This is a genomic window from Streptomyces sp. NPDC091376 (assembly GCF_044757085.1).
In the GTDB taxonomy this organism is placed as follows: Bacteria; Actinomycetota; Actinomycetes; order Streptomycetales; family Streptomycetaceae; genus Streptomyces; species Streptomyces pratisoli.
Genome location: NZ_JBIVUF010000002.1, coordinates 248,248 through 274,450, shown reverse-complemented (window position 1 = coordinate 274,450; position 26,203 = coordinate 248,248). Strand labels below are relative to the sequence as shown.

Sequence of the window (26,203 nt, the reverse complement as noted above, 5' to 3'; positions counted from 1 at the left end):
GGCCCGCCCCCCGAAGGGGAGTTGACGAGATGTTCCTCCGAGAGGCCTGGTACGTGCCCGTCACGTTCGCCCGGCAGTACGGTTCCCGGCGCTCACTGCGCCGGCGCCAGCTCTCATCGCTGAACCGGATGCTGGCGCACGCCCGGGCGCGGGTCCCGTACTACCGGGACGACCCCGACTACCGCACCGGACCGCTGCGCTCCCTCGACGAGGTGGCGCAGCTGCCGGTCATCGACAAGGAGGTCCTGCGGGGCCGGCCTCTGGAGGAACTCCTCGCGGACGGGGTGGTGCCGGGCACCGTACCGACCTTCCGCACCAGCGGCTCCACCGGACGCCGGGTCACCGTCGTCCACGACCGGCACAGCCACGACTACCACATGGCCTCGTGCGTACGCCGGTTCCTGGCGACCGGGCGCTACCTGCCCACGGACCGGCTCTCGCACATCAGGCCGTTCGCGCCGCCCGCGCGCGGCTTCCAGAAGGCCGGGCTCTTCCGCCGCCACGTGCTGCTCACCGACCGGCCCATGGGCGAGATCAAGGCCGAGCTGCTCGCCGCGGCACCGCAGGTGATCATCGGGTACCCGGTGCATCTGCGTGCCCTGCTGAGGGCGCTGACCCCGGCCGAACTCACCACGCTGCGGGGCACGCTGAAGCTGGTGATGACGGAGTCCGAACTCCTCGTCCCGGAGCACCGTGCCCTGATGGAGCGGGAGTTCGGGGCACCCGTGCACGACGAGTACTCGGCGTTCGAGGTGCTCAACATCGCTTACGAGTGCGTCCACCAGCGGGCCCACCTCGCCGAGGACCGGCTGCTCGTGGAGATCCTCGGACCGGACGGGCAGTCGGTGCCGGACGGCGCCGAGGGGCGGGTGGTGGTGACCGCGTTCATGGAGCGCGCGATGCCGCTGATCCGCTACGACCTGGGCGACGTTGGCCGGATCGACACCGACCCGTGCCCCTGCGGCCGCCGCTTCAGGACCCTGCGGCTGACCGCGGGCCGCGTCAACGACGCGGTGCTGCTGCCCACCGGCCGCCAGCTGTATCCGGACACCTTCCTGCATCTGGCCGCGACCTTCCCCGGCATCGCCGAGTGCAGTGTCGTGCAGAGCCGCGAGGGCGCGGTCCGACTGAACGTGGTCCCGTCCACGCCGCTGTCCCGCGCCGCATGGGACGAACTGACCGCGGCGGTACGGGAACGCCTGCTCACCGTGGCCGGCTGCGACTTCCCCCTGGAGGTCGTCCGCACGGACAGCATCGAGATCACGGGAGGCGGCAAGGGCCGCTTCGTCACCTCCGACGCGGTGGTCCCCCGGCCGGCCCACTCCGCGCCGGCATGACGGCGCCGTCCGGCGGGCCGGGCCGGCGCCCCACCGTCCGGTCGCTGACCTCCCTGCTCGCCGGACGCACCGCCTTCCGGCTGGCGCTGCTCGGGACCAACGCCGCGCTGCTGGCGAGCTGGGGCGAGGGGACGTACGAGCCCTACGCCACGGCCATGGGCACGGCACAGGTGCTCACGACCCTCACCACGCTCGGCATCGAGAAGTCCGCGCTGAAACTCGTGCCCAGGGCACGCCGCACCGGACCCCAGCTCATCACCGTCCTGCTGGCGTCCGCGCTGCTGCTCGCCGGCGCTGCCGTGCTCTGGCTGGGCTGCGCGGCACTGTTCCTCCCGGCCGGGGACACCGGCATGCTGGGGCTGCTCGCAGGCCTCTACGCCGCGCTCCTCGGACTGAACACCGTGCTGGTCGGGCTCTGCCGGGCACTGGACAGGAACCGTGCCGACGTCCTGAACTTCACGATCCTGTCGCTGGTCATCGCCACCGGTGCCGGGGGAGCGAGCCTGCTCGGCTGGGGGCCCACGGCCTTCACCGGCTGGATACTCGCCGGCACCGCCCTGCTCAACCTGGCCCACCTGCCGGCCCTGTACCGGGTCACCCGCCGGCCGGTGCGCCGTGGGATCACCCGGCCCGTGGTGTCCACCTCCGTGCTGATGGCCTGCGGTGACATCGCGGCCGCCGGCACGGTCAGCCTCCTCTTCTGGATGCTCGGCGCCTCACGGCACCACGAACAGACCGGCCATCTGTACCTGATGGTCCTCGCCTCGTCCGTCCTGCTGAACGGCTTCGGCTATCTGATGCGGCTCTTCCAGCCGCATGTGTCCCTGACCCTCCGGTCGGTGGACCCCGCCTCGCTGGACCGCCGGGTGGTACGGCGGCTGCTGCCCGTCGCCGTCGTCGGAGCGGTGTGGACCGCGCCGGCCCTGTGGCTGGCACGGTCGGCCGAACAGGCCGCGCTCGTACCGTCGTCCGTGGCCGTCCTGCTGCTGTACGTGCTGTGCGTCCCGCTGTTCTTCGCCGTCGGCAGCCTCAACTACCTGCTGGAGAACGCGACCTCCCGCACTCTGCGGGCCACTGCGGTGAGCGCGCTGGGCGGACTGGTCTGCGCCGTCGTGCTCGGCCTGGTCCTCGTACCGGCCCTGGGCGCGCTCGGCGCGGTGACCGCCCTCGCCTCGGGAGAGGTGGCCCACGCCGTGCTGGCGCGCCTCCTGCTGCGGAGCCGTCGTCGCGGCACCGCGAAGCCGTCCACGGGCGCTTCGGCGTCCCGCACGACCGCGTCCCGTACCACCGCGTCCACCACCGCCGCGCCCACCACGCCCACCGCACCGGCCGCGGTGCCGACCGACCTTGGAGCCCCATGATGAACGACCTTCCGTCGCGCCCCGCGGGTACGCCCCGCTGGCGCGGCATCGTCTATCCCCTGCTGATCTCCGCCGCGGCCCTCGGTGTGCTCGTCGCCGCCCTGGGGTTCGGCCTCGGGGTGCCGGATCCCGGCGGCGCGGGGGCTGTGGGCGGCGGGCCGCCCTCCGGAGGCACGCACGTCAGCGAAACGGTGCTGCGGGTCGTCGCCGCACTCGCCGCGGTGGCCGCGGTCGCCACCGCGGGCGGCTGGCTGGCCCGCAAGCTGGGCCAGCCCCCGGTCATCGGAGAGATCGCCACGGGCCTGCTGCTCGGACCGTCCTTCCTGGCCGTACTGCTCCCCGGCTCGGTCGAAGTGTTCTTCCCCACCGCGGCGAAGCCGCTCCTCGGGCTGCTCGCCCAGGTCGGGCTGATCCTCTTCATGTTCGCCGTCGGTTCCGAGTTCGACGGCTCCCAACTGCGCCGCAGCGGCCGGATCGTGGGCGCGGTCAGCCAGGGCAGCATGATCATTCCCTTTGTGCTGGGCGTGCTGTCCGCGGCCCTGGTGTACCGGGAGTTCGCCGCGGGCGGCATCGGGTTCGTCCCCTTCGCGCTCTTCCTCGGGACGGCGATGAGCATCACCGCCTTCCCCGTGCTCGCCCGCATCGTCCAGGAGTCGGGCCTCGCCCGCCATCCTCTCGGCACCATGGCCATGACCTGCGCCGCCGCCTGCGACGTGATCGCCTGGGGCGCCCTCGCCGCCGCCATGGCCGTGGCGAGCGCGGGCAGCATCTGGGGTGCCGGCGGCACCGTGCTGCTCGCCGCGGGGTTCGCCGCCGTCGTGCTGCTCGCCGGTCGCCCGCTGGTGCGCGCCGCCGACCGGTGGGCGGACCGGGCCCGGGTGTCGTCCGCGGCCCGGCTGCTCGCCCTGCTGCTGCTCGCGTTCTCGCTGGCCTGGCTCACCGACCTGATCGGCGTCCACTCGATATTCGGCGCCTTCCTGGCCGGAACGCTGGTACCGCACCGCAAGGGATCCGCGCTCACCGCCGTGCAGACCCGGCTCGACTCCGTGAACCGCAGGCTGCTGCTTCCGCTGTTCTTCGTGTCCGTCGGCATGACCGTGGACCTCACCCAGGTGACCGGACACGCCGGTCTGCTGCTGGCCGGGGCCCTCGCGGTCGTCACCGCCGTCGTGGGCAAGCTCGCCGGTACCACCGTCACCGCGCGTGCCGCGGGGCTGCCCTGGCGGCTGTCGCTCGGACTCGGCGTGCTGCTGAACGCCCGCGGTGTGACCGAGATCGTCGTGCTCCGTGCCGGTCTGGACGCCGGGCTCATCAACCAGAACGCGTTCACCGTGCTGGTCGTGATGGCGGTGCTGACCACGGTGATGACCGGGCCCGCGTTGCATCTGCTGAAGCTCACCCGCCGGCCGGGCGCCGGCTCCGTCCACGAAGGGACCGCTCCCGCGTCCCCCGCCCCGGCGGACAACGCCTCCGCCACCCCCGCCAAGGAAATGGAACCCGCATGAACCTCGACTCCCCCGCCCCCGTCTCCCTCGTCACCGGAGGCGCCGGCTTCATCGGATCCCACGTGGCGCGTGAACTCCTCGCCGCCGGCCACCGGGTGATCGTCCTCGACGACCTCAGCGGCGGCGTGCGCGGCAATGTCCCCGACGGTGCCGAGTTCCGGCACGGGAGCGTCTGCGACCCCGACGTGGTCGACGCCGTCTTCGCCGCCCACCGCGTCGACTACGTCTTCCACCTCGCCGCGTACGCCGCCGAGGGACTGAGCCACTTCATCAAGCGTTTCAACTACATGAACAACGTGGTCGGCAGCGTCAACCTCATCAACGCGGCCGTCAACGCGGGCACGGTCAAGTGCTTCGTCTTCACGTCGTCCATCGCGGTCTACGGCGCCAACCAGCTTCCGATGAGCGAGGACCTGGTACCCGCGCCCGAGGACCCGTACGGCATCGCGAAGTTCTCCGTCGAACAGGAACTCCGGGTCACGCACGAGATGTTCGGCATGCCCTACATCATCTTCCGGCCGCACAACGTCTACGGCGAGTACCAGAACATCGGCGACCGCTACCGCAACGTCATCGGCATCTTCATGAACCAGGCGCTGCGCGGCGAGCCCTTCACGGTCTTCGGTGACGGCGAGCAGACCCGTGCCTTCAGCTACATCAAGGACGTGGCGCCCTCCATCGCCCGCTCCGTGGAGACGCCCGAGGCGTACAACGAGGTCTTCAACGTCGGTGGCGACCAGGTGTACAGCGTCAACCGCATCGCGGCCGCCGTCTGCGACGCCATGGACGTGGAGCTGCGCGTCAACCACCTGCCGGAGCGCAACGAGGTGCGCGACGCCTACGCCACCCACGAGAAGGTCCACAAGGTCCTGGGCACCCGCGAGCAGCCCGTCGGCCTCGAGGAGGGCATCGGGCGCATGGCTGCATGGGTCAAGCAGGTCGGCCCGCAGGAGCCCTCGGTCTTCTCCGGCATCGAGGTGGTCCGGAACCTGCCGCCGTCCTGGCGGGCGGCGCTGGAGGAGCGCCGCGCCATCTGAAGCGGAACCGTCCGGCGGGTCGGCGAGGACAAGGACGAACGGGAGGAGGGACGGCTCGTGACGGCGGTCTCTCCTCCCGCTCAGTCGGCCGAACCCTCCGCCCCAGCCTGCCGCCCCTCCCGCTCAGCCGGCCGCTCCGGACGGCAGGACCTTCACGACCCTGATCTTGCCGTTGGCCTCGGGTGCGATGGAGGACACCTGCTCGACGACCACGTCGAAGCCGGCAACCGCCTCCCGCACCGCCGACCCGATCCGCTCCGTCACCGAGGCGCAGGACCCCGGCGCGAGGACCACACGGACGGTGACCTGCGCCGGCCGCTCCTGAACCAGCTGCATCCGGGAGACCTCGGGGAAGTCCTGCACCCGGCTGGTGAGGAAGTCGGCGTAGAACTCACGGCCGTCGAGGCCGCGGAAACGGTCCTGGCTGCGCCCCTGCACCCGGAGCACCACGGGGGTGCGCCGCCCGCAGGCGCAGTCCGCGGGTCCCACGGCCACCCGGTCGCCGAGCCGGTAGCGGATCAGCGGCATCGCCTCGCTGTGCAGCCGGGTCACCAGGATCTCGCCCTCCGCCTCGCGCATCCCGTCGACCGGCATGACGGAGCCGTCCTCCTGCTCCAGCTCGACCACGACGTCCGCGGAGCGCAGATGCAGCGAGCCCAGGCGGCACGTGCGGGCGATGGTGAACACCTCGACGGACGCGTACACCTCGTGGCAGCGCGCGCCCAGATGTCCGACGACCCGGTCCCGCGCGGTCGGCGTCAGCCGCTCCCCGCCGAACAGCACCCGGCGGGCGCCCCGGTAGCGCAGGCCCCGTCGCTCCAGCTCCTCCACCACGGAGGCGATCACATGCGGGAAGCCGACCAGGAAGGTCGGCCGGGCCGCCAGGAACGCCTCGACCTGTTCGTCCAGCGTCCTGCTGGTGTCGATGTGGAAGGTGCGCAGCAGACCGAACCGCTCCAGCGGGTGCCGCAGGAAGGGAGCGACCCGGAAGTACGCGACCCGGTCCCACGGGCGCAGCCCCGTTGCCAGCATGTCGTACAGGTACGACGCCCGCAGATAGCCCAGATCGTGCTCGGAGTTGCGGATGGTGATCGGGATGCCGGAGGAGCCGCTGGTGGTGCCCCCCTTGGTGTTCGCCGTGGTGAAACCGTCCGCGAGCAGGTCCTCCGGCGCCCGGTCGTGGAGTTCGGCGCGGTCCAGCGTCGGTAGCGACGGAAGGTCCTCCGGCCCCCGGAAGGCGGCCGCGGTCTCCGGCGCGATCAGCTCCCGGTAGCGCGGCACGCCGGCCTGCGCGTGCCGGACCAGCCGGACCAGCCGGCGCCGCCGCTCGGGTTCGAGACGGGCCGGGTCGGCCCGCTCCAGCCGGTGGGTCCGTACGAGATTGAGCAGCACCGGCACGAGCCGCATGACGGGTGAGACGGCCGCGGTCACAGGGGTCTCCCGAGGATGGGTACGCCGTGCAGGGGGCACTGCCCGGGACCGAAGAACTCGGCTCCCTCGGGCCGGACATGGACGAGCGTGGGACGGCGCCGGCGCAGCAGCGTGAGCACCGTCTCCCCGTCGAGCAGCCGCGCATGAACGCGGGACGGGTTGAGATGCAGCTCCCCGCAAGCGCCGGGAACCCCGCCGAGGTGGCCGAGCCAGGGCTCGTACCAGACCGAACCGGCGGCCGGGCGGGTCCGGGCGGCCGCCGCCAGGGTGACGCGTTCCACGGTCACCGGACCCGCCGCCACGCCCGCGAGCTGCCCGGCGTCGCCGACCACGAGCGCGTGCCTGTCCGGCACCGGGCGGCCGGTGCCGGACCGGTCCGCGTCCCGCTCTGTGCAGCGTGCGGCGTCCGCCGTGGTCGCGAGCAGCACCCGCCAGTTCGTGCCGTACGCCCGCACGGGATCGCGCAGCGCGGGGGCGATCTCGTACACGTCCCTGCCGCTGCCGCTGCCGGTCCGGTGTCCGGCGAGCCGCAGCGCCTCGTGCAGTTCGGCGATGTGCTCGGTGGCCGGTCGGCCGGGGTCGCGTCGCGCGAGCAGGGCCGAGCCGAGCGGCATCAGCAGATGCCGCCGCAGCTCGGCCTCGTCGCGGGTGAGCGGCGGCAGGGCCCCGGTCGCCGCGTACCGCTCCCTGTAGTGCGGCACCGTGGCCACGGCACGGCGCACGGTCCGTGCGTAGCGCTGTCGGCCGCGCATCTCAGCAGTGGGTGTTCTGGTCGTGGACGAGCAGCCAGTTCCCGTCGGTGCGGGCGAAGACCAGGCTGAGCAGATAGCGCAGCTCGTACGGCTTGCCGTGCTGGTCCAGGTCCCGGTAGTCGACGGTCAGCACGGCCACCGCCGTGTCCTGGTGCACCACCGTGCGGCTCGTCTCGGTCTCCATCGTCCAGTCGGGGTCCTCGAACCAGCCCTTGTGGAAGGCCCGGATGGCGTCGGCGCCCTCCACGGTCTTCCCGTTCGGGAGGATGACCGTCGCCTCGTCGTGGACGGTGGCCATGTAGGCGTCCAGGTCGCGGGTGCGGACGGCCGCGAGATGCTGGTCGAGCGCGGTGGTGAAGTCCATGGGATCTGCTTTCGTGGTCGGTGGTCGGTGGTCGGTGGTCGGTGGTCGGTGGTCGGTGGTCGGTGGTTGGCGACCAGTGGTTCATGGCTGATGGTCGGTCGTGCGGGCGTCAGAAGGGGACGGCCACCGCGTGGCGCGCTACGGCCGTGGCGCCGAAGGACTCCTTCAGCTGCCCCATGCCGGGGCCGAGTTCGACGGCCGGCACTCCCGTGTCGATCATCCTGCTGATCTCCCTCAGATACAGGTCGAGATAGAGGTCCCTTCCGCCCGCGGATCCGGTCACCGTGGTCACCCAGCCGCCGGGCACGTCAAGTACGAGGTCGAAGGACACGGGCCGGCCGGAGCTCTTGTCGCGGTGGACGAAGTACGAGGCGCCGGAGGACCGGTTGAGCCGCTCGAAGTAGGAGGGCAGCAGCGGCACGACCCCGCCCGGGCGGCTCGTGTGCTTCATCCGGGTCAGTTGGTCCAGCCGGCTGGCGTGCACCGGGTCGATCGTCGGGACCGCCACTTCCACGACGAGGTCCGGGTCGGCGCCGATCCGTTCGTGGAGCGCCGACAGCCTGCGTCGCCGGCCCCGCGGCAGCCCGGCGAAGTACGCGTCCATGCTCTCCCAGCCGTTGTGCAGCACGGCGTTGGAGGCGGTGGCTCTCCTGAGCCGCAACGGGCCATCGAGATGGCCGAGTTCGGGCGACTCGACGTCGAGGTGCAGGATCCCCAGGCAGCGCGGGCCCAGTCGGCGGCGCACCGCCCGCTCGAAGGCGCGCGTGGCGGCCCGGCGCCCGGCGGTTGCGAGACCGGGGGCGTACAGCCGTCCGGCGCTGAAGCTGTTCGGCAGATGGACCTGGAACCAGCCTGGTACGGCCGCACGGCCGGGCGGACGGAACCGCTGGGCGAGCGGCCGAACCCCGAGCCGCCCGCAGAATGCCGCCACCGGTTCGCCCGCGTCCCGGACCAGTCCGGCGAAAAGCGGCCGTCGGTTCCCCCGGCCGGCCGCCTCCAGCAGGTCTTCCTCCCACAGGACGCAGGCGCGCCGGTCCCGGACGAAGGCGTCCCAGCCGTCGGGCGCCGGCCCGCTACCGGGGGTGAAGATCTCAGCTCGCACGGCTCAGGGCCTCCTGACGGGATCGGTCGGATCCGCCGGACAGCCTTGCGCGCAGGGGGCGTTCACCGCGATCGCGGTAGGCGGCCAGCGCGTCGGCGACCAGGGCGGGGGTGAAGACATCAGCGAGGGTGTCCAGCCGGGGACCGTGCACGGTGCCGAACAGCGCCCCGTAGATCTCCCGGAAGTCCTCCCGGGTGCGGTCGGCCCGCGGCGCGCCGGTTCCGCTGTGCTCCCTCAGCTGCTCGATCAGCAGGTCGACCGCGGAGCCCGCCGGTGTGTCACCGGCCTCCGCCCAGTAGTGGTCCCGGCCGTGTTCCGTGAGCCAGGCCAGCGCGTGGCCGAGCCGTTCGTCGAGCAATGCCCGGTCGGCGCCCGGGTGCAGGGCGACGAGATGCCGCCGCGCCGCGTCCGCCGAGCAGCCGTGCGCGTACAGCGCCCCCAGGACCGAGCGCATCCGGGGCAGGGCCGCGTATCCGCCGGGCTTCTCGTCGGTCAGCAGCTCCCAGAGGATCCGGGCGCGCTCGTCCCGCCCGACGTCCCGGACGAACCGGTCGAACTCGTCGTACGCGCCCAGGAACGCGCCCGGGCCGAAGCCCAGCCGCAGATCCGACAGGCAGTTGCGGCGGGCGTACAGCCACAGCACCAGCGGCGCGGGATGGACGGCGAGCAGATCGCGTACGAACGGGCCGCCGCCGAGCGACCCGGAGATCTTGCCGCCGCCCCGCTCGCCGCGGACCAGCCCGTACGGAACGATGACCGGCTGCGGGGAGCCGAGATAGCCGTCGTACACCGGCCGGGTCCGGTCCATGGTGCTGCCCGCGCTGCAGTGGTCCTGACCCGCCGGCTCGCAGTCGATGCCCTCGTGCGCGACGCGCAGCGTCCAGTCCAGCGCCCAGGACGGCTTGACGTCCGCGGGGTCGTGGGCGGTCAGTTCGGCACCGCAGGACAGGCACCGGTAGCGCGCGGCATGCCCGTCCAGCCAGTGGATCTCTGTGGTGTTGCGGCCGCACTGCAGGCAGTAGACGGCGAAGAGGTCCCGCCCGTCGCCCCTGCCGAGCAGCGTCGCGAGCCGCTCGGCGTCGCGCTGGTAGCGGCGCTGGATCTCCCTGTACTCACCGGCCCGGTAGCGCTCGTACTGGTAGTGCGTCTCCCAGTCGCCGCCAGGCGGCGTCCGCCCGTCCTCGTCGGCCTCCGCGGGCAGGATGCCCATCGCCCGGAGCTCCGCGAGGTAGACGCGGCAGATGCGGGCGGCACGCTCCCGGCGTTCGGCGAGCGGCCGCCCTCCGCAGTCCGCGAGCTCCGGGTCCCGGGCGGCCTGGCTCTCCCGCACGGGGTCGTAGTCGTCGAAGCTGAGCAGGATCGCGGAGCGGCGGCCCATGCGAGCGAGGGCACGGTGCACCAGGTGGGCGCAGACGGTGTCCCGGAAGTTCCCGATGTGGAAGTAGCCGGTCGGCGACATGCTGGTCTGGATCAGGATGCGGTGCGCCGGAGGATGGCGGTCGGCGAGCCGGCGCGCGTAGTCGAGGGCCCAGTGCGCCGCGGTGCGGTCCTGTGCGTGCAGCCCGCCGGAGCGGGCCTCCTCCCGCGTCTCCGGGTTCTGCTTCCGCGCACGTCGTCTCCTTGGCATGGCAGGAGTACAGCGCGCGCTCCGATAAAGGCCCTATACGTCACGCGGCGACGTCACGCCGCGCTCGCCGCAGTGCAGCTGGGAGGAGGCGGCGCTCAGGGCAGCCAGCCGTTCTCCTTCGCGGTGCGCAGGGCGTCGATGCGGTTGCGTGCGCCGAGTTTGTTCACGATCGTCGTGAGGTAGTTGCGGACCGTCCCCACGGACAGGTTCGTGGTGGTGGCGATCTGCGCGGTCTCCGCCCCCGCCGCGATGAGGCCCAGCACCTCGACCTCCCGCCTGGTGAGCGGATTGTCACCGATCTCCCAGGCGGACATGGCCAGTTCGGGGTCGATGACCCGGCGGCCCGCACCCACCCTGCGCACCCCCTCGACAAGTTCGTCCGGTGAGGCGTGTTTGGGGAGGAAGCCGCTCACCTGCGCGTCCAGCGCCCGCCACAACTGCCCGGGCAGTGCGACGCCCGTGAGGATCAGCGTCCGGCAGTCCGGCACCTGGTCGCGCAGCAGACCGGCGGCGGTGATGCCGTCCATGCCGGGCATGTCGATGTCGAGCACCGCGGTGTCCGCCTCCGTCCGGATGACCGCCGGAACGACCTCGCTGCCGGTCGCGACCTGTGCGACCACCTCCATGTCCGGCTCCAGTTCCAGGAGCGCGGCCAGCGCCACCCGAATCATGTGCATGTCCTCGGCCAGCACGATCCTCTGCATCGGTTCCCCCGTTGTCCGTCCGGGGCCCGTCCTGTGTCCCGCCGGACTGGTCCGACGACGGGCCCTCTGCGAGTCAAGGCGCCCTGTGTACCACCGGGGAGGGTCACACCAGCGGGGCTCGTATAGCGGAGTGATAGCGGGAGCGGTGACGCTCTCGCGGTACCAGACGCAGAATGGGGGCGACATGGCACAGGCCCTGCCCACACCGTCCACACCGTCCGCGCTGACCGCCCTGCGCACACCGTCCACGCTGACCGCGCCGTCCACGCTGCGCGTACCGTCCGCGCGGACCAAGGCCGGTGCGGACACGGCCACGTCCGCCGGCACCGCCATGGCGACCGGCACCGCAACGACCGTGTCCGCCGTCGTGACCGACACCGCCCAGCGCCGTGTCGTCGTACGGGAGCGGCTGCGCTTCGCCCGCGATCTGCACGATCTTCTCGGGCCGCGGCTCCTGGCGATCACGCTCCAGTGCGAGCTGGCGCTGCGTCTGATGGACCGCACACCGGACTCGGCCCGGAGCCGGCTGGCCGAGGCGCTCTCCGGGATGCGCGAGATCCACGAGGAGGCCCGGCGGGTGGCGCACGGCTACCACTGCCTGTCACTCGACACGGAGATCGAGTCCGTCCGGAACCTGCTGGAGTCGGCCGGGATCCGCACCGAGGCGGGACCGGTGAGCGCGCCGCTTTCCGCGCCGCTGCAGACGGTGCTGGCCACGACGGTCCGGGAGGCGGCCGCCAACGTGCTGAGGCACAGCCGCGCCCGCAACTGCCGGGTGGCAGTGGACACGCTGCCGGGCGAGGTGCTGCTGACGGTGGCCAACGACGGGGTCCGCGCCCCGAACCAGCCGCCCCCTCCCGAGGCTGCCGGGGAGCCGGGCCTGGGACTGCGCAGCCTCGCCGAACGGATCGCCGCCGCCGGCGGCCGACTGACCCACGGCCCTTACCCTTCCGGGCACTACACACTGGAGGCCCGTTTCCCGCTCCCCGACCCGTCTCCGGACGGGACGCTGGCCGTATGACCCCATGGGCCTGGTCAGCGCAGGTGACCGAGACTCACAGCAAGAACGGGCGCCAGGGTGCAGCAGAGGGCCTTCCTGACACCCGCTGTCGACCGTGGCCGACTGCTCCTTCGGGGACGGATCGGGCACGCGGACCTCAACCTCCGTAGCGGTTTCGCAGGTCCGTCGTGATCCGCGACATGATGCCCATCGCCTGCTGCGAAGGCGTATCCGCCAACGGCATCTCCACTTGAGGGTCATAGGCAGTCAGGCCGGTCTCCTTCTCCACGATCGCGGAGAGGGCGACGAGCATGCCGAGCACTGTTGCGGCACCGTCGCCGACGTGCCAGTAGGGCACCGTGATGCTGACCTCGTCACTGAACACGGACAGGTTGATACCGGTGCCGGAGTGGCTCAGGTCTCGCGACTCCTGCTCGTACTCCGTGATGTCCACGTTGCCGAGCAGGGCCCGGGCCTGTGGCACTATTCGCTGCCACGCTTCGAGGAGCTCGGCGGGGATCGGCTCGCTGTCCTCGGCCGCGTCCTCCATGGCCTCCAGGACGTCATCCCAAGACTGGCCCTCGCGTCGGCTCAGAAAGTAGATGTCGTAGCTCACCGCGAGATCGTAGAGCCTCCCCTCCGAGCTGTCGGCAGCGGTCGCGATAACCGTCTTCGCAGATGCCACCGTGGGTTCACATCCCACACCCATCGCGTGTGAACGGCCCTTGACCAGCCGATTCGGTCAGGGGCTGCCGTGCCGTGCCGTGCCTGCTCGCCTCCGTGGCTCCCCGTGATTCCCTGCACCTCATTCCGTTCTTCGGGATCGGGGCCGTTCGAGCCGCGGCGACCTGAACCATGAACGAGGCTGCGCTGCCTGTTGTTCTCGATGGAACCTTTCCTCGGCGGAGCATGAGCTGTCCGGATCGACGACCGGGCATGGAGGTACTGCGCCGCCCAACTACCGTCGGAAAACGGTCAGTTGGGGCCATGTCAATACACCTTGGGGTGGACTGCACTCGTCTCCCGGTAGGACGCGATCCATGATCACGCCTGGATATCTTCACCTGTTGGAAGATCCGTTCCAACGGGGAGAGTGCATGACCAGCACACTGAAGAAGTTCGGGACGACCGCCTCGGCGATCGGCCTGCTGACCGCGGGCATGACGTTCGGCATCGCGCCGTCGGCGCAGGCCGCCGTCGGGCCGACCGGCTGCACGGCGTACGTGTCGCACACCAACGACCACATCGCCGTGGGCGCCTGCAGGTCGGGCAACGGCACCTGGAACGTCCAGGCCTGGTGCGGTGGCCCGGGCGGCGCGAGGGGTCCCTACAAGGGCACCCCTGGCTACCGCACGCGTGGCGTGGAGAAGATGGCGACGATCAACTGCGGCTCCTCCGGCTACCCGTACAACCTGAAGGTTGTCGACATCAAGGCCTGATCCGGCTACCGGAAGGCCGGCCTCGGGCCCGGAACGCCTGCGCGACGAGCGTCAGGCCCCGGCCCGGGGTTCCGGCCGATCGGCCCACGCCTGCATAGGGCGATCACGACCGCCTACGGGAGTCGCTCCGCAGGCGCCACACGGTGCCCTCAGCCGTTGCCCGGGTCCCCGGCCTGCCTCGGTGACACCACTGGTACGTCGACGCGCGCCCGCCCGAACGGCTCTCTCACCTGCACACTCCGTGGGTGCGTGCGCCTTGTCCGCAGGCGGACGGCGGACCTGCGCAACAGACTGGGAGATGTCAGCAACCTTGTCCCGTCGGCCGTGGACGGGGCGATCGGCGGAATCCCTCCGGAGGTGCGGCATGGCCGAGATCATCGCGGACGTCGAGGTGCCCGGGACCGAACTCGTACGCGAGGCCACTGAGCTCGTACGGAACGTGGCCTCGCCGGTCGTCTTCCACCACTGCCGCCGGGTCTACTTCTGGGGCTCGATGCGCGCACGCAGGCGCGGCATGCAGCACGACCCGGAGCTGCTCTACGTCGCTGCCCTCTTCCACGACCTCGGCCTGACCGACAGGTACGCCAGGACCGACCAGCGCTTCGAGATCGACGGCGCCGACGAGGCACGCCGCTTCCTGCTGGAGCGCGGTACAGCAGAGGACCGCGCCCGCCTGGTGTGGGAGGCGATCGCTCTCCACACCACTCCTGAGATCCCCTGGCACATGGCACCGGAGATCGCCCTGGTCACCGCCGGGGTCGAACTGGACGTCCTCGGCATCGGCTACGACGAGATCTCCGAGGAACAGCGGGAGGCAGTCGTGGCGCTCCACCCTCGGTCCGATTTCAAGAACGGCATTCTCCGGGAGTTCACGCACAGCGTCGCACCCCGCCCGCAGACCGCCTTCTGCAACTTCAAGGCCGACATTTTGGATCGCTTCATGCCGGGCTTCGTTCGTGCGGATTTCGTCGACGCTGTCATGGAGTCACCCTGGGCCGAGTGATTTGCTGCATGAGTGCCGATCATGGCGCGGGAGACCGCCCCGACAAGCATCTGGCACGGGTCTGGTAAGAGGCGCGACTCAGGCGGGTCAGCCGGTTACGCCGCGAACCTGGTGTGCCGCTGTTGGAGCAAAGTCGGTGGAGGCCGTCAAAGTGTGGGCTGCGTTTTGTAGATCGTGTTCCCATCTCGGGAGTTCGTCCGGTCCGATCCATTCGCTGTAGTCGGCGGCGATGGAAAGGAACTGCGTCTCCTCCCGCGTACGAGCTGTGACCGTCATCAAGAGCCGGACAGCCACATCCTCGGCGCCCAGCTCGCCTCGCGTCAGACCGAAGGCGAGACTCACGAGGAGACGTCGGCCTGCCGTCTCCTCGTCTGGAAGGGGCACGCCAAGCTCATCCAGAGCTTGGACGTACAGCTCGCGGATCTCACCAGCTTCGCTCCGGCGCGGCAGGCCGCAGATACGGTGACGAGATGACCGAGAGCCTGCCTGCCGACGTAGCCGACGTGCTTGCGGCGGTCCTGAACGGGGACACCCTGGTTCATATCGCGCTCCGAAGGCAGATTCCACACCTCAGCGTGCGAGCCCGCTGCACATGTGGGTGTGGCACCGCCTACTTCGCGCTCGACACCAGCAAGGTGGACTCTGCACCCACCGGCTCCAGCACGGTCGTGGCGGCCGAAGCGCAGCTCGTCACCGAAGCCGGCGAGTGCCCAGGTGAGGTCCTGGTCTTCACCCAGGGCGGCTACATGTCGTGGCTGGAAGTCTGTTCATGGCGCGACGACATGGAAGTGACACTGGCTGCCGCGCGTCATTGGTTGCAGACACACTCTTGATCCCGAACGACGGGCGCCAAGCGGGCTCCGTGACACCGCTGACATCACGAACTCGAGTTGAATAGCGAGACGAGGGCGGCCTCGCCGGGTCCGCGCCGGAAGACTTGGCCGTACGCAGGAGAAAACGATGAAGGAGTGGACCGACGACGAGTACCTCCTCTATGTGAACGCCACGGAGGGTTCCTGCCTTTGGGAGATCCTGGCGGACCGTACGCAGAGCGAGGACGAGAAGCTATGGGAGGAATACGTCCCGGTCTTCTCTCGACTCATCGTGCGCTGGCAACGCCTCGGCTTCCTCAAGGTTCGCCGAGGACCCGAGTGGCCGGTGGCTTACGTCGGCGACGATGTGCCGACCGATCGGGTAGCCGCCCTCGTACAGGACCCAGCCAGCTGGAAGTACGAGGAGGAGCCGGGCATTTCCATCGCGGTGATACTCGGTGCCCGGCCCATCACGGAGCTGGAGGAGGACATGGAGGAATCCCCATGGACCACACACGACGGACACGGGTAGCCTGCAGCTCATGCCTGATGTCAAGCCGACAGATCCGGAAGCCGAGAGGGCCAGGGGACGTGTCTCACTGTGGCTGGACGCAGAGGATCTTCGTCGGCTCGCGTCCCACTGCTGCTGCTCGGAGGACACTTCGGAGGAAGATCGTGAGCAGTGTGGGCGCATCCGTTTCCGGGCATCGTCCGCGCTGCACAAGCACGGCCTGACCCGCTGACTGCGAAATAGCCCTACCAGTGGTGCCGGACCTCTGGGGGAGCGATGTCCCAAGAAGTCCCCGCAATCTCAGCCGTGTTGAGGAACAGAGCCCAGGGTCACGACAGCGTCACCGGCGCGCTGCGGCCCAGCTGACCACCGACACCCCGCCGTTGATGTCAGCTACGCATGTCGGACCGCCCTGCCATGCTGCGCCCGTGAGAATGACATGGGCCGACTTCTGGGCGCTGATAGCCACCCTGAACGGCGAAGCCACCCACGCGAACTGCCGGCGTTTGGCCGAGGAGCTGAGTCGCCGCCCCGTCCCCGACATCATTGGCTTCGCGGAGCGCCATGCTGAGGCGCTTCATCGCCTGGACCAGGAGAAGTTCGGGACCCTGCCCGTGGTCGACCTGACTCTGCGCGATGGCAGCCCGTTCCCGCAGTCGTCCGACGTGTTCCTGTACACACGTTGCGCTGTGGTGGCTGCGGGGCAGGCCGTGTGGGAGAGCGTCTTCTTCGACGTCGACAAGTTCGCCCCCTACACCTCAAGCGAGTGCGACGGAGAGTGGCTGCTGTACGTGCCGGACAAGGCATACGAGCTGGCCACCGGTGAGCAGTGGGGCCGCTCTACCAGGTACTGCTTCGAAAGCTACTCCAACAGGGACGGTTGGCCGCACCTGCAAGAACGAGGCTAGCTACGGATTGATGGGGATCTAAGCGATCTCGCACAGGGCGTCGAGCACGACGATGTCCGCCGTCTCCACGGGGCGCCCCTCGTCGCTGCAGTACGTCCGCCGGATGTGCGTGACGAGCGCGCCCTTCTGGATCCCGAGGAGTGACGCCTCCTCGGTGGTGGCCTGCCGTGGCTCCGGCTGCTCGACGGCATGGTTGACCGTGACGCCGATCTCGGCCATCCGGTTCACAACGCCGGTCCCGGCGTGCGGCCCGCCCTCAGGAAGTACGACGAGGGTCCCGCTGGGCTGTTCGTATGGCTCCCAGCTCGTCGACAGCTGCACGGGCCGGCCGTCGGCGAGGAACTCATACACGGTACGGACACATAGCTCGCCCTCGCCCATCCCGAGCCGCGCAGCGATCTCCGCCGGCGCAGGCACCTTGGCATCGGTCCGGCTCTCCCAGCCGCCGTTCCGCCCCACGGCCTTCATGTCCGCGCGGAACGGCGAACCATCTGGCTGCTCGCGCGCGGCGGACCGAACCAGCCGCACCCGTTGCCGGGGCTCTACCACGTTCGTCCCTGACCCGGTTCGTCCCTCCAACTCGACCTGGCAGATAAAGAGTTCCTGAGCCCGCCGGACGAGTTCTTGCCCACGCCGCACTCCTGGCCGATGCACGTGAGGGCAGCCGGTCTCCGGGCGCCACTCGCGCCCCGCGATCCGCCGCCGGACGAGCTGCGCCTGCTCTCGTGGTTGGGTCCCGACGGCAAGCCGTGCCCGATAGTCCCCGTGGCTCTCTGGTCGATCGGGCAGGTGAGGGTCAGCGTGCCGGCCAGGGGCGGCTGCTGAGCTTCCCTCTCATGCCGCTTTGATCAGCGGGTGACCCGCACTGATGACGCGACTAGTCACAGATCGGGGCGAATGAGTCTTGCCGTCGTTTTCGGTGAGGCTTCCGTCGCGTTCTGGTTCTGCTGCCCGTTCTGGATGCTCGTCTGGGCGCTGGCGTTGCCGCTTGGCCTCACCGGCCTTGTCCGGGGCTTCATCGAATACCGTGCTGCCACGCGTCACAGTGCGAGTCGTTCTCAGCCTCCGTCCGGCCTGGCGTTGTCCTTCGTGGGGACAATGGCGGCGGTCACGTACATGATCTTTGTGTTCACGCATCCGGACCTGCTGATTCAGGATTAGGGAGAGGGTTCCGGCTGTGGTGGCGAAAGCCAGCAGCGCACCCTTCGCCCGCCCTTCGGTGATGGTTTACTGCCCCATTCGCAACGGTGCAGCCGCCCGGCCTCTGCGGGCGCAGATGGTGGTACGGCTGACCGCTCGTTCCGATGTCGTCGAGAGCGCTCAGCTCTTTGAACGTGCGCTGTCCCTTAATGACGGCCTGGACAAGGCGCAGGCGCACCGGTTGGCCCAGTGCCACCGCCACCGCCACCGCCACCGCCACAGCCACGGCGCCGGAATGCTCGGCCTCTGCGAGATGTGCCATCACAACGCGCCTCGGTTCGTCGTCCGACGGCTTGTCTGCTTGAGGCGCTTCCATTCGTGACGCTGCAATCTGTCGACGACCTTCCTGTTCGACGTGCTTGTCGAGCCGGTCGACACGTTCGCCGAGATCTCAGCCTTTGGGTCTCCCTTCAGCCACGGCGCTCAACCTCGCCTCCCCTACGCATGACCTGACAGTTTGCCGGTCATCGTGGGACCGTTTGGAAGAAGCAGCCTCTTCGTCCGTAGGCCGACAGCAGGGCTATCGACCCAGGACGGGCCTGCGTACGTGTCCGGGTTCGTCTGCCGGAGAGCGGCCTCGCACACGACAGTGTCGGTCCTCAGACCATGATCAGGGCCTGAGGACCGACGCACCGCAGTGGCTAGCTGACAGAGCGCTCCTGGGACAGGATCTGCTGCCGCAGCTCCACCAATGCCCGCAGCGCATTGCTGTACATCTGGATGCTCTTCTCGTTGTGCGAGTTCACGGCCGCCTTGACCTCGTCGAAGGTCTTGGCAATGACCTCGTCGAGATCGTTCTTGTCGATGCCGCTCATGATGTAGCTCCTCTCAGTAGGCGTGGTCAGGCCCGGTTGACGGGCCACGAGGTGATGTTGTGCCAGGGATCGCAGTCCTTGGTGTTTTCGGTGCCCTTGCACACCGTGAACTGGCGTGTGGTGGTGAGCCGGTAGGTCTGTCGTGCCTCGGCACCGACAGTGCCAGGGCCGCACACCTGGGCCTGCTTCGCGAGCGGACCAGGGGCAAGATCGTTGGTGAACCGGGTCCACACGGAGTAGCAGCCCGCACCGGTGTTGGACAGTTTCCGCTGATCACCAAGTCTCGGGGCTGCTCGATCCACCGCTCACCGGTAGCGGAGACCGTTTCGTGTTCGGCCGACCACGCGACGGTCCGTGCCGGCGAGCCAGGGCATGGTGCGTTCGATCGTCCATCGGTGTCGGCCCAGCCGTTGCGAGGCGTGACGCCACTGCGTCGATGCACTTTGTTGCCCTGTGGTCGACCGTGGTTGACCACGCGTTCCGGCACGGATCCGGCACGCGCTGTGGGCGACGCGTCTTCTCCCTTGCGGCGGGCGATCAACTCTCCGGCAGGTGGTAGTAGACCGTCGCCGAGAGGCAATCGCCGTGTTCGGTGACTTCTGAGCAGATCACGATGTCCTGAATCTCGGCCGGCCCCAAGGCCTCGATGGAGTCGGCGATCCCGCGCAACAGCGCGGGCGCGTTGTCGCACCCCGGACTAGACGGGTGGCGAGTGCCGGACTTGCTCTCGGCCCGACTGCGCGGAGCACTTAGGGCGATGTTGTGCTGCCGAGCACTCTGCATTCTGCTTCCGGTTGCTACTCCCTCGCCTTAGCGATCCACTCGCCTCCGAATCCGCCACGCCCGGTCGCCCTTCACGGGTGGCCGGGGCTTACGTGTGCGGGGCCGCAATTGCCTTCCAGGGCGGCATCCCGGTCCAACAACGGGCGCGCAGTGCGCCGCCGACACCTGGGAGGTCGCCCTTCCCTGCGTCACCGCGTCGGCTGTGGACGGCTCAAGCACCTGACGAGGGCGAGAGGCGGACGCCCGTCCCGGACACACGAACGGCACCTGTCGTGTGGCGGCCAGGCGACGATCAGGAGTACTCGATGCCCCAGGTGTTGACGTTCTTCTTGACCGGGTACGTGCCGGCCTTCTTGTAGACGGTCGTCGACTTGCACTGGCCGCCGGTCCCGTTCGTGACCCGGTACTTGTGTGCCGTGAAGCTCTTGGCCTCGTGGAACATCATCAGACGGCCCTTCGTCTTGCCGGGCTTGCGCTGCACCGTACCGGAGTACGACCAGGAGTCACTCTGGGACCACGACTTACCGAGCGTGCCGCTGAACGAGACATTGGCCTTGGCGAAGACGACGCCGGCGTCGGCTCCGATGGTTGCGGTGCCCTCCGCCTTGAACGTGGCTTCCTTCGTCTTGGAGTAGCGGATGTTGATGCCCGGCTGCGCCCAGTCGCTGTGGACGTTGGTGCGCTTCCACGTCGTCTTCTTGTTGATGATGCTGATGAAGGTGCCGGTGTTGTCGCACGCCGCGTAGGCCGGCGTGGTGGTTGCGACGATCACGCCTCCGCCCACGACGACGGTCGCGAGCATCGCGCTGAATGCACGCTTCATGAAGTGTTCCCCCTTGGTGGATGACCGGTCGCCCCTCGGCTGCACCGGATGGCCACAACTATGGTCTGTGTGAAGACTGGTGAGAATCGATTTGAGGCAAGCTTGAGTCAACTGGGCTGTATGTGAAGGGAGTTAGGGGTGAGGTCAGTGTGTCGAGGGCTCTCGGTCAGCCGACCAGAGGCGTGGCCCGCCTTCACCGTTCCGCCGAACCCGCGCCTCGTGCGCCGTCCAAGGTCTGCCCCGCAATCCCCGGCGGGCGCGCGACGCCGGCCTTCATGGAGAAGGACTTGAAGCGTCACCTCGCCTGGTACGCGGAGAAGAAGCCTGACCGCCTGCTGTTCGTGGGGGAGCGTGGCAAGCCGTTCCGCAGGTCCACCTTCGGGCGGAAGTGGCGCCAGGCCCGCACCAAGGTCGGGCTCCCGGACAACTTCCGCTTCTACGATCTTCGCCACACCGGACACACGCTCTCGACCCAGTCGGGCGCCACCCTCAAGGACACGATGGTCCGCGCCGGACAGTCCTCCGAGCGGGCCGCGCTGATCTATCAGCACTCGAACCTGGAGCGGCAGAGGGAGGTGGCCGGCGGTATCGACTCCCGCGTCCGGGCCGAGCGTGACAAGGCCGCGAACGTGCCCGACGATCAGGCATCGGGCACGGAACGGGCACGCGACGCCCAGCGTGGTCCAGACAACAAGAAAGGCCCGGCTCTATGAGCTGGGCCTTCGTCGTGGAGCGGGTGACGGGAATCGAACCCGCGCTCTGAGCTTGGGAAGCTCATGTTCTACCATTAAACTACACCCGCGCAGCGGCTCGGTGATCAATGCCGCAGCGTTGCACACTGTACCCCATCGAAGGCCCCCGGTGTATTGCGCCGAGGGTCTTCCGTGCGTTTCGGGGAGGGTTCCGGCGGGAGGTGGTGGGTGGCCAATCCGGGCTCCGGTGAGGGGGCGTGGGGTGGGGGATGTGGGTGCGGGGTGGAGGGGTTGGGGGCGTACCTTTGGCGGCGGAGTGCCGCGTGGAGTGGTGTCCTGTTCATCCCCTAATGTGGCTATCTCGTCCGTGCTTGTTGGGGAAGGGACTTGATGGACCCGATGAACTCGAAGGACTTGATGGATCAAGGGGATTCACTGGGACGCACCGTCGTCCGGTGTGCCGAAGGGCATGTCTTCACCACCCCGTCGTTCCCGATGCAGCAGCTCGGCAGCGGCCGGATCGGGCCCGGGCGGCTCATCCGGTGCCCCAGGTGCGCGCGGCTGCGGCAGGCCGTGCCCGTGGAGCTGCAGAACCGCTAGAGCGGTGCCGGAGAAGCGGCGGCGAGAGTGGAGAAGGCAGGGGAGTGAGGCGCGCGGGATCCGCCCGATTGGGGTGGGCCCGCGCGCTCTGCGTATCCTCGGGGCGTGCTTCTCTCAGACAAGGACATCCGGACCGAGATCGACGCGGGGCGGGTCCGTATCGACCCGTTCGACGATTCGATGGTGCAGCCCTCGAGCATCGACGTGCGGCTCGACCGCTACTTCCGGGTGTTCGAGAACCACCGCTATCCGCACATCGACCCCGCGGTCGAGCAGGCGGATCTGACGCGGCTGGTCGAGCCGGAGGGTGACGAGGCGTTCATCCTGCACCCCGGCGAGTTCGTGCTCGCGTCGACGTACGAGGTGATCACGCTGCCCGACGACCTCGCCTCCCGCCTGGAGGGCAAGAGCTCCCTGGGCCGCCTCGGGCTGGTCACGCACTCCACCGCGGGCTTCATCGACCCCGGCTTCTCCGGGCACGTCACGCTGGAGCTGTCGAACCTGGCGACGCTCCCGATCAAGCTGTGGCCGGGGATGAAGATCGGGCAGCTGTGCATGTTCCGGCTGAGCTCGCCGGCGGAGCACCCGTACGGATCCGAGAAGTACGGATCGCGCTATCAGGGCCAGCGAGGGCCGACGGCCTCGCGGTCCTTCATGAATTTCCATCGGACGCAGGTGTGAGGACCGGTACGCGATGAGTGAGGTACGCGAGAACCTGACGTACGAGAGGTTCGGCGGCGCGATCCGTGAGCTCGCGCAGAGCATCGCCGACGACGGGTACGAGCCCGACATCGTCCTGTCCATCGCCCGCGGCGGTGTCTTCGTCGCCGGCGGCCTGGCGTACGCCCTGGACTGCAAGAACATCCACCTCGTGAACGTGGAGTTCTACACGGGCGTGGGGACCACCCTGGAGATGCCGGTCATGCTCGCGCCCGTGCCGAACGCGATCGACTTCTCCGACAAGAAGGTCCTGATCGCCGACGACGTCGCCGACACCGGCAAGACCCTGAAGCTCGTCCACGACTTCTGCGTCGACCATGTCGCCGAGGTGCGGTCGGCCGTGATCTACGAGAAGTCGCAGTCGCTCGTGAAGTGCGAGTACGTCTGGAAGCGCACCGACGACTGGATCAACTTCCCCTGGAGCGTCTTGCCTCCAGTACATACGTCGGGCGAGGCACCGAAGGAGAACAAGGAAGCGCTCTGACCTGCGCTCACTCCGTCATCCGGACAAGATTCCTTCGATTGCGAACCATGAGCAGGGCAGTCGCTGAGGTCCGCTGGTAGCCGTTCGACACGCACGCTTGTGACCGGCAGGCTGCGATCAACGTGGTTGCTGAACTTCGCTTGCCGTGCGCTACGGCCCTTGACTACCACTCGCGTCGGACTCCCGGCACCCGGTGCCATTTTCCGGGACATCCTGCGAGCTAGACGCACTGCGAATAGCATGGGCCTCCGATTGAAGCGAGGTGCGTCCTTTGATCCTGCGTGAATTCTTGTATGTGGACACTGACAAAGTCAGAGCCATGCTAGCCCAGCTTGATGGCGGGGTAGTGGAAGAGGAACGCGAAACCAGTCGCCACGAGAAGAAGAATACTTTCGGTCCTAGGAGTGCTGCCCAGCACTTGCGGGCGACCGGTAGTGAGAGATATACGCAGAAATCTCTCGGTGACGCCATTTTCCCCGCTCTTGAAGACGCGCTGGAATCTGAGTCATTGCTCCGGGATATCTCGACAGAAGCCGCTGACATCTCTCAATGGACGTCGGGGAATTTGAAGGAGATCGCCCCTCCGGGGTCACTTGTTCGCATCACTGCGCCGGGATCGCTTTTCGACACGCGATATGCCGCGGGCGTCTTCTCGGGGTTTGCGTCAGTTGCGACGGGGCTGCAGGGTATCGGTGCTCTGCCCTCGTCTCCACCCGCTGGCTCCTCTCGCACGAGCAAGCAGGGGCAGAAGCGACCGCCGAAGCCTGACCAAGTTCAGCCGGAGCGCCAGCTGGAAGATGCCATCGTAGACTTTCACGGGATGGAGGGAGTCGACGGTGCATCGCTTCGGTCCATTATCCGAATGGCTCGGGGAATCTTCGCGCCAGGGCTGCACATCAACCTCTCGCCCGTCGACTCGGGGGAGGTGTTGATCGGCTCCCGACTGCAAGAAGGTCGCCAATACCTGGACACTGAGGCGGATATTCTCTTCGCGCGTTACGGAACGTCCAGGCAAGAATGGACGCTGGTCGGGAGCATTGGGAGCTACGGCCCTGATGACACAGAACTGCCCGATCTAACATTCACCAATCCGGATGGAAGTGTAAACAGAGGGCAATTCGCGGATTCGATTAATGGGCTTATGAAGTATCTGGGTGGTATGGGATTCATCGACCTTCCTCAGAGTCCTGGGTTCTCTTTGATTCCATTTGCCGTGTATCGCTCGATCCCTCGACGTTCTAGCGGAATTGCCCGACAGGAATGACAGATCGGCGGAGTCTCAATGGGCCGGTCAAGCGCCGGAGCGGACCCTGAAGTACTTGTTCGGACGACGCCGATTGTGGATGGTCGCCGAGCTGTGCCGCTGCTGACGTCCGTGGACGCAACTCGACGTGTGGTTCGTGGCCGGCGGTGGCTGGGGGCTGCTGGCGACCACTTGGGGGATGGCGACAGACTGAGGTCGGTGGAGCGGCTTTGGGCGGGAGCTGCCATGGGGCGAGAGATCGGGGCCCGTAAGCTTCCCGCGACTCGGGCAGTCTCTGGACCTGCCCGCAATAGCCCGATGTGGGCCCCGATCTTGGAGGCTCGCCCCATGGTGGCTGCCTAAAGCCGTGGAGCCGACCGCCCCAGCCACAGCGGGCTACCGTCCACCGCATCAGGTGTGCTCGCTCTAGCCGCGCGGCCGGCGGAGCCGGGGCCCGGAGCGGGGCGGAGACAGGAGCGTCGGGGCCCGGCGCTGGAGCCGGGGCCGCGCGCGGCGAGCGGAGCGAGCCGCCTTTAATGAAGTAGAGAAACTCTTACCGCGCTTGGATCAGCTGCTTGCCGTCGTGGCTCCGGACGTGGGGCCCGTGCCCGTCCAGTGCATCGAGCAGGCGCACGGCGTAGACCTCGGCCATCCGCTCGCGGATCTCTTCGGGAGTGAGCCAGTCGACTGCCGTGGACTCCGCAGAGGTTCGTTCGACGCCACCCGAGGGCTTGCACCGGAAGACCAGGGCGACGATGCCTCGGCTCGTGTTCTTGTAGACCCCGGTGAGCTCGTCGACCTCGACGCGGATGCCAGTCTCTTCCCAGACCTCGCGGGCTACGCCTTCCTCCGGGGCCTCGGTGAGTTCGAGGACTCCGCCCGGCAGTTCCCATGTCCCGTTGTCTGCTCGGCGGATTGCCAGCAGTCGCCCGTCCTCGCGCACCACGGCTCCGGCCACCGACACGGAGTGCAGTGGCGTTGACTGGGTCTCGCGGGCGCTGTTACTCATGTACAGGAGCATAGGAGAGTGAGAAGGACTATGGGAACAGCCGTAGGAGGTGGCAGGGCCGTACCTCGGTACGTTCAGATCGCCGACGAGATCATTCAGCAGATCCGGGCCGGCGTCCTCAAGCCTGGTGACATGGTGCCGAGTGAGTCCGAGCTGGTCGAGCGCTACGGCGTCGCTGGCGGGACGATCCGTAAGGCCATGGTCGAGGTCCGGGCCAGTGGCCTGGTGGAGACCCGTCACGGTAAGGGTTCGATCGTGAAGGACCGGCCGCCTGTACGGCTGCGCTCCTCGGATCGGTTCCGTGCCTCGCACCGTCGGGGCGGCAAGGCCGCGTACCTCGCTGAGTCGGCGCAGTCCGGCGCGACGGCCAAGGTAAGCGTCCTCTACATCGGCCCGACGGAGGCCCCGGAGGAGATCGCGGAACGGCTCGGCGTTGATGCCGGCACTCAGGTGCTCGCTCGCCGACGCCTCTACTTCCGCAACGGTGTCCCCGTGGAGACGGCCACCTCGTACCTGCCGTGGGACGTGGTCAAGGACATCCCCGAGCTGTTCGCCGAGAACCCTGGCCCCGGCGGCATCTACGCCCGCCTCGAGGACGATGGCCACACCTTCGCCGAGTTCGTCGAGACGTTGCAGGCACGCCCGGCCACCAAGGCCGAGTCATCCGAACTGGCACTGAGCCCCGGCGCACCCGTTATTCACCTCATCCGCGATGCGGTCACCGACACCGGTCGCGTGGTTGAGGTCTGCGACACCCTCATGGCTGCTGACCAGTTCGTTTTCAGCTACCGCATCCCCGCGGCTGACTGACGCTCGCTCAACTTCCCACAGCCCGCCCGGACTTCTTCGTCCAGGCGGGTTGACTCATATACAGGAGTCAGGCACTCTTCTTCATGTCACTCATATACATGAGTGGCGGAGTCCATCACCTCTAGAGGAGT

At 68.7% G+C, this 26,203-nt stretch carries 28 protein-coding genes, 1 tRNA gene and 2 pseudogenes; 18 read left to right on the top strand and 13 right to left on the bottom strand.

Going from position 1 to position 26,203, the window contains the following annotated elements:
* The first annotated feature begins 29 nt into the window (after positions 1-29).
* From ACIQMR_RS05525 to ACIQMR_RS05510, 4 genes are read left to right on the top strand one after another with little or no spacing between them, the layout of a single operon-like run.
* Entirely contained in the window at positions 30-1,337 is a 1,308-nt protein-coding gene (locus tag ACIQMR_RS05525; protein ID WP_401383190.1) for a phenylacetate--CoA ligase family protein, read from the top strand.
* The gene (locus tag ACIQMR_RS05520; protein WP_401383188.1) at positions 1,334-2,698 is read left to right on the top strand and encodes a hypothetical protein; all 1,365 of its coding nucleotides are present in this window, start codon (positions 1,334-1,336) and stop codon (positions 2,696-2,698) included. Before ACIQMR_RS05525 ends, ACIQMR_RS05520 begins: the two co-directional genes overlap by 4 nt.
* A complete protein-coding gene (locus ACIQMR_RS05515) occupies positions 2,695-4,203 on the top strand; it encodes a cation:proton antiporter (protein ID WP_401383186.1) in 1,509 nt (502 codons plus the stop codon). Before ACIQMR_RS05520 ends, ACIQMR_RS05515 begins: the two co-directional genes overlap by 4 nt.
* Positions 4,200-5,240 carry an NAD-dependent epimerase/dehydratase family protein gene (locus tag ACIQMR_RS05510; RefSeq protein WP_401383184.1) on the top strand — a complete coding sequence of 347 codons (1,041 nt, stop codon included), beginning with the start codon at positions 4,200-4,202 and terminating at the stop codon, positions 5,238-5,240. Before ACIQMR_RS05515 ends, ACIQMR_RS05510 begins: the two co-directional genes overlap by 4 nt.
* A gap of 123 nt (positions 5,241-5,363) precedes the next feature.
* Here ACIQMR_RS05510 and ACIQMR_RS05505 read toward each other — a convergent pair whose 3' ends face one another.
* From ACIQMR_RS05505 to ACIQMR_RS05480, 6 genes are all read right to left on the bottom strand, one after another.
* Positions 5,364-6,671: a phenylacetate--CoA ligase family protein gene (locus ACIQMR_RS05505; RefSeq protein WP_401383182.1), complete on the bottom strand. Its 1,308-nt coding sequence runs from the start codon at positions 6,669-6,671 to the stop codon at positions 5,364-5,366.
* Positions 6,668-7,423 carry a hypothetical protein gene (locus tag ACIQMR_RS05500; protein WP_401383179.1) on the bottom strand — a complete coding sequence of 252 codons (756 nt, stop codon included), beginning with the start codon at positions 7,421-7,423 and terminating at the stop codon, positions 6,668-6,670. The genes ACIQMR_RS05505 and ACIQMR_RS05500 overlap by 4 nt, the downstream gene beginning before the upstream one ends.
* A gap of 1 nt (position 7,424) precedes the next feature.
* Positions 7,425-7,787, bottom strand: a complete 363-nt coding sequence (locus ACIQMR_RS05495) for a YybH family protein (RefSeq protein WP_401383177.1) — start codon at positions 7,785-7,787, stop codon at positions 7,425-7,427.
* A 109-nt stretch (positions 7,788-7,896) separates the two neighbouring features.
* Entirely contained in the window at positions 7,897-8,889 is a 993-nt protein-coding gene (locus ACIQMR_RS05490) for a hypothetical protein (protein ID WP_401383175.1), read from the bottom strand.
* The gene (locus tag ACIQMR_RS05485) at positions 8,879-10,516 is read right to left on the bottom strand and encodes a lysine--tRNA ligase (protein ID WP_401383172.1); all 1,638 of its coding nucleotides are present in this window, start codon (positions 10,514-10,516) and stop codon (positions 8,879-8,881) included. Before ACIQMR_RS05485 ends, ACIQMR_RS05490 begins: the two co-directional genes overlap by 11 nt.
* A 95-nt stretch (positions 10,517-10,611) precedes the next feature.
* Complete coding sequence (locus tag ACIQMR_RS05480; RefSeq protein ID WP_401383170.1) at positions 10,612-11,220, bottom strand: DNA-binding response regulator; 609 nt, start codon at positions 11,218-11,220, stop codon at positions 10,612-10,614.
* Between the two features lie 184 nt (positions 11,221-11,404).
* Between ACIQMR_RS05480 and ACIQMR_RS05475 the strand changes: the two genes are divergently transcribed.
* Complete coding sequence (locus tag ACIQMR_RS05475; protein WP_401383168.1) at positions 11,405-12,241, top strand: sensor histidine kinase; 837 nt, start codon at positions 11,405-11,407, stop codon at positions 12,239-12,241.
* A gap of 136 nt (positions 12,242-12,377) precedes the next feature.
* Here the strand turns inward: ACIQMR_RS05475 and ACIQMR_RS05470 are convergent, their stop codons facing one another.
* Complete coding sequence (locus ACIQMR_RS05470) at positions 12,378-12,836, bottom strand: hypothetical protein (protein WP_401383166.1); 459 nt, start codon at positions 12,834-12,836, stop codon at positions 12,378-12,380.
* A gap of 481 nt (positions 12,837-13,317) precedes the next feature.
* Here ACIQMR_RS05470 and ACIQMR_RS05465 point away from each other — a divergent pair, with 481 nt between their 5' ends.
* The 5 genes from ACIQMR_RS05465 (at position 13,318) to ACIQMR_RS05445 (ending at position 16,893) form a co-directional block, all read left to right on the top strand.
* A complete protein-coding gene (locus ACIQMR_RS05465) occupies positions 13,318-13,659 on the top strand; it encodes a hypothetical protein (RefSeq protein ID WP_401383165.1) in 342 nt (113 codons plus the stop codon).
* Between the two features lie 364 nt (positions 13,660-14,023).
* The gene (locus ACIQMR_RS05460) at positions 14,024-14,662 is read left to right on the top strand and encodes an HD domain-containing protein (RefSeq protein WP_401383163.1); all 639 of its coding nucleotides are present in this window, start codon (positions 14,024-14,026) and stop codon (positions 14,660-14,662) included.
* 470 nt (positions 14,663-15,132) lie between these two features.
* Complete coding sequence (locus tag ACIQMR_RS05455) at positions 15,133-15,495, top strand: hypothetical protein (RefSeq protein ID WP_401383160.1); 363 nt, start codon at positions 15,133-15,135, stop codon at positions 15,493-15,495.
* 127 nt (positions 15,496-15,622) lie between these two features.
* Positions 15,623-16,006 carry a hypothetical protein gene (locus tag ACIQMR_RS05450; protein WP_401383159.1) on the top strand — a complete coding sequence of 128 codons (384 nt, stop codon included), beginning with the start codon at positions 15,623-15,625 and terminating at the stop codon, positions 16,004-16,006.
* 413 nt (positions 16,007-16,419) lie between these two features.
* Positions 16,420-16,893 carry a DUF4240 domain-containing protein gene (locus ACIQMR_RS05445; protein ID WP_401384076.1) on the top strand — a complete coding sequence of 158 codons (474 nt, stop codon included), beginning with the start codon at positions 16,420-16,422 and terminating at the stop codon, positions 16,891-16,893.
* An 18-nt stretch (positions 16,894-16,911) separates the two neighbouring features.
* Here ACIQMR_RS05445 and ACIQMR_RS05440 read toward each other — a convergent pair.
* Positions 16,912-17,589, bottom strand: a pseudogene (locus tag ACIQMR_RS05440) (GntR family transcriptional regulator).
* A gap of 201 nt (positions 17,590-17,790) precedes the next feature.
* Between ACIQMR_RS05440 and ACIQMR_RS05435 the strand changes: the two are divergent.
* Together ACIQMR_RS05435 and ACIQMR_RS05430 are read left to right on the top strand one after the other, a co-directional pair.
* Positions 17,791-18,054, top strand: coding sequence for a hypothetical protein (locus ACIQMR_RS05435; protein WP_401383157.1), 264 nt, complete (start codon positions 17,791-17,793; stop codon positions 18,052-18,054).
* Positions 18,055-18,070: 16 nt separating this feature from the next.
* Positions 18,071-18,415, top strand: a complete 345-nt coding sequence (locus tag ACIQMR_RS05430) for a hypothetical protein (protein WP_401383154.1) — start codon at positions 18,071-18,073, stop codon at positions 18,413-18,415.
* 319 nt (positions 18,416-18,734) lie between these two features.
* On the opposite strand, the gene ACIQMR_RS05425 is transcribed toward ACIQMR_RS05430, so the two are convergent.
* The 3 genes from ACIQMR_RS05425 to ACIQMR_RS05415 form a co-directional block, all read right to left on the bottom strand.
* Positions 18,735-18,908, bottom strand: a complete 174-nt coding sequence (locus tag ACIQMR_RS05425; protein ID WP_401383152.1) for a hypothetical protein — start codon at positions 18,906-18,908, stop codon at positions 18,735-18,737.
* Positions 18,909-18,934: 26 nt separating this feature from the next.
* Positions 18,935-19,210: a hypothetical protein gene (locus tag ACIQMR_RS05420; protein ID WP_401383149.1), complete on the bottom strand. Its 276-nt coding sequence runs from the start codon at positions 19,208-19,210 to the stop codon at positions 18,935-18,937.
* 773 nt (positions 19,211-19,983) lie between these two features.
* Positions 19,984-20,514, bottom strand: a complete 531-nt coding sequence (locus tag ACIQMR_RS05415) for a hypothetical protein (RefSeq protein ID WP_401383146.1) — start codon at positions 20,512-20,514, stop codon at positions 19,984-19,986.
* Between the two features lie 266 nt (positions 20,515-20,780).
* On the opposite strand from ACIQMR_RS05415, the pseudogene ACIQMR_RS05410 reads away from it, so the two are divergent.
* A pseudogene (locus tag ACIQMR_RS05410) lies at positions 20,781-21,227 on the top strand (tyrosine-type recombinase/integrase); the annotation flags it as partial.
* A gap of 15 nt (positions 21,228-21,242) precedes the next feature.
* Here ACIQMR_RS05410 and ACIQMR_RS05405 read toward each other — a convergent pair.
* Positions 21,243-21,316, bottom strand: a tRNA-Gly gene (locus tag ACIQMR_RS05405).
* A gap of 280 nt (positions 21,317-21,596) precedes the next feature.
* On the opposite strand from ACIQMR_RS05405, the gene ACIQMR_RS05400 reads away from it, so the two are divergent.
* The 4 genes from ACIQMR_RS05400 (at position 21,597) to ACIQMR_RS05385 (ending at position 24,274) form a co-directional block, all read left to right on the top strand.
* Positions 21,597-21,806, top strand: coding sequence for a hypothetical protein (locus tag ACIQMR_RS05400; protein ID WP_266380953.1), 210 nt, complete (start codon positions 21,597-21,599; stop codon positions 21,804-21,806).
* A 105-nt stretch (positions 21,807-21,911) separates the two neighbouring features.
* A complete protein-coding gene (dcd, locus tag ACIQMR_RS05395) occupies positions 21,912-22,487 on the top strand; it encodes a dCTP deaminase (protein WP_355974202.1) in 576 nt (191 codons plus the stop codon).
* Between the two features lie 13 nt (positions 22,488-22,500).
* On the top strand, positions 22,501-23,010 hold the full coding sequence (locus ACIQMR_RS05390) for a phosphoribosyltransferase (protein WP_401383142.1): 510 nt from the start codon (positions 22,501-22,503) through the stop codon (positions 23,008-23,010).
* A 271-nt stretch (positions 23,011-23,281) separates the two neighbouring features.
* Complete coding sequence (locus ACIQMR_RS05385) at positions 23,282-24,274, top strand: hypothetical protein (protein ID WP_401383140.1); 993 nt, start codon at positions 23,282-23,284, stop codon at positions 24,272-24,274.
* A 532-nt stretch (positions 24,275-24,806) separates the two neighbouring features.
* On the opposite strand, the gene ACIQMR_RS05380 is transcribed toward ACIQMR_RS05385, so the two are convergent.
* Positions 24,807-25,274 carry an NUDIX hydrolase gene (locus ACIQMR_RS05380; RefSeq protein WP_401383138.1) on the bottom strand — a complete coding sequence of 156 codons (468 nt, stop codon included), beginning with the start codon at positions 25,272-25,274 and terminating at the stop codon, positions 24,807-24,809.
* An 18-nt stretch (positions 25,275-25,292) separates the two neighbouring features.
* Here ACIQMR_RS05380 and ACIQMR_RS05375 point away from each other — a divergent pair, with 18 nt between their 5' ends.
* On the top strand, positions 25,293-26,072 hold the full coding sequence (locus ACIQMR_RS05375; protein WP_401383136.1) for a GntR family transcriptional regulator: 780 nt from the start codon (positions 25,293-25,295) through the stop codon (positions 26,070-26,072).
* Positions 26,073-26,203: the final 131 nt, after the last annotated feature.

What these genes read in the sequence shown, in the direction of transcription:
- ACIQMR_RS05525 (WP_401383190.1), top strand. Translation starts at nt 30, where the DNA reads ATGTTCCTCCGAGAGGCCTGGTACGTGCCCGTCACGTTCGCCCGGCAG.
- ACIQMR_RS05520 (WP_401383188.1), top strand. Translation starts at nt 1,334, where the DNA reads ATGACGGCGCCGTCCGGCGGGCCGGGCCGGCGCCCCACCGTCCGGTCG.
- ACIQMR_RS05515 (WP_401383186.1), top strand. Translation starts at nt 2,695, where the DNA reads ATGATGAACGACCTTCCGTCGCGCCCCGCGGGTACGCCCCGCTGGCGC.
- ACIQMR_RS05510 (WP_401383184.1), top strand. Translation starts at nt 4,200, where the DNA reads ATGAACCTCGACTCCCCCGCCCCCGTCTCCCTCGTCACCGGAGGCGCC.
- ACIQMR_RS05500 (WP_401383179.1), bottom strand. Translation starts at nt 7,423, where the DNA reads ATGCGCGGCCGACAGCGCTACGCACGGACCGTGCGCCGTGCCGTGGCC.
- ACIQMR_RS05495 (WP_401383177.1), bottom strand. Translation starts at nt 7,787, where the DNA reads ATGGACTTCACCACCGCGCTCGACCAGCATCTCGCGGCCGTCCGCACC.
- ACIQMR_RS05485 (WP_401383172.1), bottom strand. Translation starts at nt 10,516, where the DNA reads ATGCCAAGGAGACGACGTGCGCGGAAGCAGAACCCGGAGACGCGGGAG.
- ACIQMR_RS05480 (WP_401383170.1), bottom strand. Translation starts at nt 11,220, where the DNA reads ATGCAGAGGATCGTGCTGGCCGAGGACATGCACATGATTCGGGTGGCG.
- ACIQMR_RS05475 (WP_401383168.1), top strand. Translation starts at nt 11,405, where the DNA reads ATGGCACAGGCCCTGCCCACACCGTCCACACCGTCCGCGCTGACCGCC.
- ACIQMR_RS05465 (WP_401383165.1), top strand. Translation starts at nt 13,318, where the DNA reads ATGACCAGCACACTGAAGAAGTTCGGGACGACCGCCTCGGCGATCGGC.
- ACIQMR_RS05460 (WP_401383163.1), top strand. Translation starts at nt 14,024, where the DNA reads ATGGCCGAGATCATCGCGGACGTCGAGGTGCCCGGGACCGAACTCGTA.
- ACIQMR_RS05455 (WP_401383160.1), top strand. Translation starts at nt 15,133, where the DNA reads ATGACCGAGAGCCTGCCTGCCGACGTAGCCGACGTGCTTGCGGCGGTC.
- ACIQMR_RS05450 (WP_401383159.1), top strand. Translation starts at nt 15,623, where the DNA reads ATGAAGGAGTGGACCGACGACGAGTACCTCCTCTATGTGAACGCCACG.
- ACIQMR_RS05445 (WP_401384076.1), top strand. Translation starts at nt 16,420, where the DNA reads ATGACATGGGCCGACTTCTGGGCGCTGATAGCCACCCTGAACGGCGAA.
- ACIQMR_RS05435 (WP_401383157.1), top strand. Translation starts at nt 17,791, where the DNA reads ATGAGTCTTGCCGTCGTTTTCGGTGAGGCTTCCGTCGCGTTCTGGTTC.
- ACIQMR_RS05425 (WP_401383152.1), bottom strand. Translation starts at nt 18,908, where the DNA reads ATGAGCGGCATCGACAAGAACGATCTCGACGAGGTCATTGCCAAGACC.
- ACIQMR_RS05415 (WP_401383146.1), bottom strand. Translation starts at nt 20,514, where the DNA reads ATGAAGCGTGCATTCAGCGCGATGCTCGCGACCGTCGTCGTGGGCGGA.
- ACIQMR_RS05400 (WP_266380953.1), top strand. Translation starts at nt 21,597, where the DNA reads ATGGACCCGATGAACTCGAAGGACTTGATGGATCAAGGGGATTCACTG.
- ACIQMR_RS05390 (WP_401383142.1), top strand. Translation starts at nt 22,501, where the DNA reads ATGAGTGAGGTACGCGAGAACCTGACGTACGAGAGGTTCGGCGGCGCG.
- ACIQMR_RS05380 (WP_401383138.1), bottom strand. Translation starts at nt 25,274, where the DNA reads ATGCTCCTGTACATGAGTAACAGCGCCCGCGAGACCCAGTCAACGCCA.
- ACIQMR_RS05375 (WP_401383136.1), top strand. Translation starts at nt 25,293, where the DNA reads ATGGGAACAGCCGTAGGAGGTGGCAGGGCCGTACCTCGGTACGTTCAG.